Origin of the sequence: Streptomyces sp. (assembly GCF_035563135.1) — a bacterium.
Taxonomy (GTDB): Bacteria; Actinomycetota; Actinomycetes; order Streptomycetales; family Streptomycetaceae; genus Streptomyces.
Genome location: NZ_DATMVN010000227.1, coordinates 1 through 3,182, shown reverse-complemented (window position 1 = coordinate 3,182; position 3,182 = coordinate 1). Strand labels below are relative to the sequence as shown.

The 3,182-nt window shown below is 74.4% G+C and carries 3 protein-coding genes and 1 pseudogene; all 4 read right to left on the bottom strand.

Annotated elements, in window-relative coordinates; genetic code table 11:
• Window positions 1-12 precede the first annotated feature (12 nt).
• Window positions 13-738, bottom strand: a complete 726-nt coding sequence (locus tag VN520_RS10055) for an ABC transporter permease (protein WP_325746519.1) — start codon at window positions 736-738, stop codon at window positions 13-15.
• A 34-nt stretch (window positions 739-772) separates the two neighbouring features.
• A complete protein-coding gene (locus VN520_RS10050) occupies window positions 773-1,621 on the bottom strand; it encodes an ABC transporter permease (RefSeq protein ID WP_414719812.1) in 849 nt (282 codons plus the stop codon).
• A 55-nt stretch (window positions 1,622-1,676) separates the two neighbouring features.
• Window positions 1,677-2,660, bottom strand: a complete 984-nt coding sequence (locus tag VN520_RS10045; protein ID WP_325746520.1) for an ABC transporter ATP-binding protein — start codon at window positions 2,658-2,660, stop codon at window positions 1,677-1,679.
• A 106-nt stretch (window positions 2,661-2,766) separates the two neighbouring features.
• A pseudogene (locus VN520_RS10040) lies at window positions 2,767-3,182 on the bottom strand (NYN domain-containing protein); the annotation flags it as partial.

The following is a 3,182-nucleotide window of genomic DNA, read 5'->3' as shown; positions in this document are numbered from 1 at the left end:
TGCGGGGAGACGCTACGGCCGTGCCGGGCCCTGCCCGTGCGCCGGCCGTCCGCCCCCGGCTTCCGGCTCATGGGCGGTTCCGGTCGCCGGCCCGAACGCGGTCCCGGCCCTGGGCGCCCCGTACGGGACCTCCCACTCCGGCTCCGGGTCCCGCGGCCCGAACAGAGCCGTCAGCCCCAGGTGGACGATCATCGCCGCGATGGGCCAGGCGAGAATCGCCGCCCCCACCGCGTGCAGCTCCAGCGGCGCGTCGAAGGTGACCCCCTTGCCGGCCTCCTTGGCGTGGGCCACCACATCGGACGTCGGCCCGAACCAGGAGCCGACCCCCCATGCCAGCAGGGAGCCGAGCAGCCCGCCCAGGGCGAGGCCCGCCACCAGCGGGATGCCTCCGCGCCGGCGGAAGAGGAAGACGGCGGCCGCCGAGACCAGGCCGAAGGCGAGCGCCAGCAGCACGAACGTGCCGTCGGCCCCCATGGCCTCCTCGCCCTCACTGTTCTTGAGGAAGACGGCGGTGTCGTCGGAGACGAGCGGCACCCGCGGCGCGAGCCACAGCCAGAGCAGCCCGAGGACCACACCCGCCACCGTCAGCACCGCGGCGATCACCCCGCCCTGCCGGAGCTCCGCGCGCCGCTCGGCCGCGTCCGGCTGCTCGCCGGGCACGGCGTGCGACCCGGACGGCGGGGCCTGCCACGGGTCGTTCGGTCGGGGCTGGTGCGGCGGCGTCAACGGTGCGGTCACGGTGCCATCGTGCCAGGCCGGCCCGGGCGTCGCCTCACCGGACCGCCGCACGCCGGTACGCCCATGTGGCCACGGCCAGCGAGAGCACACCGACCGCCGCGCACACCGCGAGGTCGAAGGCGACGACCGCCCAGTCGGGGTGGGCGTCGAAGGACCGCGACAGCGCCTCCACGCCGTAGGTCGAGGGGAGCAGATCACGCGCCCAGCCGACCGGTCCGGGCAGTCTTTCGGCCGGCAGCACGCCCAGCAGGAGCGCGGCCGACATGCCCAGCTGCCCGAGCAGCGTCGCCAGCTCCTGCCGCGGCGCCAGCAGCCCGAGCGCGGCGCCCAGCCCGGAGAGCGCGGCCCCGGAGAGCGGGATGACCGCGACGAGGACCCACAGGTGCGTCATCGGGAGGCCGAAGAGCGCACTGCCCGCCACCGCCGTGACGATCGTGCCGGGCACGGTGAACGAGGCGTACGCCCCCGCCGCCCCCAGCACCACCGCTGCGGGCGGCACCGGCAGGGTGGCGTAGTGGTCGAGCCCGCCGCCGGCCCGGAGCTGACCGAAGTACTGGGCGAGGAGGTTGAGCGCGACGAAGGCGACGACCAGCACGCTGGACCCCGCGACGACGGCACGCGCCTCGGCCCCGCCGTCGACGACACCGCGCATCAGCACCATGATCCCGACGGACTGGAAGGTCGCGACGAACAGCAGCGGGATCCGCGCGACCCTGGCCCGCGACAGCTGCGCCCGGTACACGGCGGCCAGTGACGGAAGGAGCCTGGCCCGCGGCGCGAGGGCCGCGGGAGCGGTGCGGGCGGGCCTGTCGGTCCGTACGGCGGAGGTGCGCACCTTCGGCCTCGCCACCTTCGCGGGCTCCGTGGGAACGATGCTCGTCACCTGGCAGTGCTCCCGTCCGACTCCGACACGTTTCCCGACACCTTCACCGTCCTGATCACGCCTTCACCAGCCCCTCGGTGGCCCTGGCGGCGTCCCCGCCGAGCGCCAGATAGACGTCCTCCAGGCTGGGCGTGGCCAGCGTGAAGTCGTCGAGCGAGGAGAAAGCCGCCCCGCCGGTCACCGCGGCCACCGCGGCCCGCGCCTCGTCCGGTCCGAGCCGCAGCACCCACTTGCGCCCCGACTCCTGGGCCGACTCGCGGAGCGCGGCCACCTCCGGGACGTCCAGGGGTGCTCGCTCACGCCACACCAGTTCCACCCGGACCTCGCCGGCCACCCGCTCCTTGAGCCCGGCCGGGGTGTCGCAGGCGATGACCTTGCCGCGTTCCATGACGGCCACCCGGTCCAGGACCGTCTCGGCCTCGATGACGTTGTGGGTCACGAGCAGCACCGTCGCCCCGTGCTCGGCCCGCCGCCGGTCGACGGCGGACCAGACGGAGCGCCGGGCCACGGGGTCCATTCCGGTCGTCGGCTCGTCCAGCACCAGGACGGGGCGCTCACCGACCAGCGTCGCGGCGAAGCAGGCGAGCCGCCGCTGTCCGCCGGACAGCTTCTTCAGCGGGCGCCCGGCCAGCGCGGTGATCCCGAGCTCCTCCAGTACGTCGTCGCGCGCGGCACGCGCCTCCCGTACCGGCAGGCCCCTGAGCCGCCCGGTGGTCTCCGCGGCCAGCGACACGGTCAGTTCGTCCAGGGCGGTGGACTCCTGGCCGAGGTAGCCGATGAGCCGTGAGGCCCTCTCGGGGTGGCGCACGAGGTCGTGTCCCAGCACCTCGACGCTCCCGGAGTCGGGCCGCATCAGCCCGGTGAGCTGGCGTACGAGTGTGGACTTGCCCGCGCCGTTGGGTCCGAGCAGTCCGAAGATCTCACCGCGCCGGACATCGAGGCACACCCCGTCGGTGGCGCGCACCTCGGGAGTGGCGGCACGGCCGCGTCGGCCGCGGACGGCGGGGTAGGTCCTGACCAGATCACGCACCGCGCACACGGTCCCGGTCCCGGTCTGTGCCTGTGCTGTGCCCGTACTCACGAGGTATGAGACTACGGGGTCGGATGCCCCGTACCGCGTCCGGGGCCGGGCAGCGCCGCCCCGCTCACTCCCCGGCAGGAACGTGCTCGGCGGCGGCCCGTACGTCGATCTCACGCCAGAAGCCCGCCCGGATGGCATAGCGGTCGTGCTCGTCGATCTGGTCGTCCTTGTGTGCGAGCAGCCCGAAGCGGGCCGCGTATCTCAGCAGTTCGCCGTCGATGCGGTGCGGGATGCGGGGGTACATGGTGGACAGCTTCTGCAGGTGGACGTTCTCCGGCAGCCGCTCCATCCAGCGCCGGGCGAAGACCTGGCCGACCTCGAAGGGGTCGCCGCCGACGGTGGTGATGTCCTCCTCCCGGTCCGCCCAGCGCTGTTCCGCGCTGGTGAGCTGGGCCAGGGTCGGCAGGGACGCGGTCTCGGCCGGTTCGCCGAGAGGACCGCCGCGCTCCACCCAGCCCCTGTCCGAGGACCAGCGCAGCG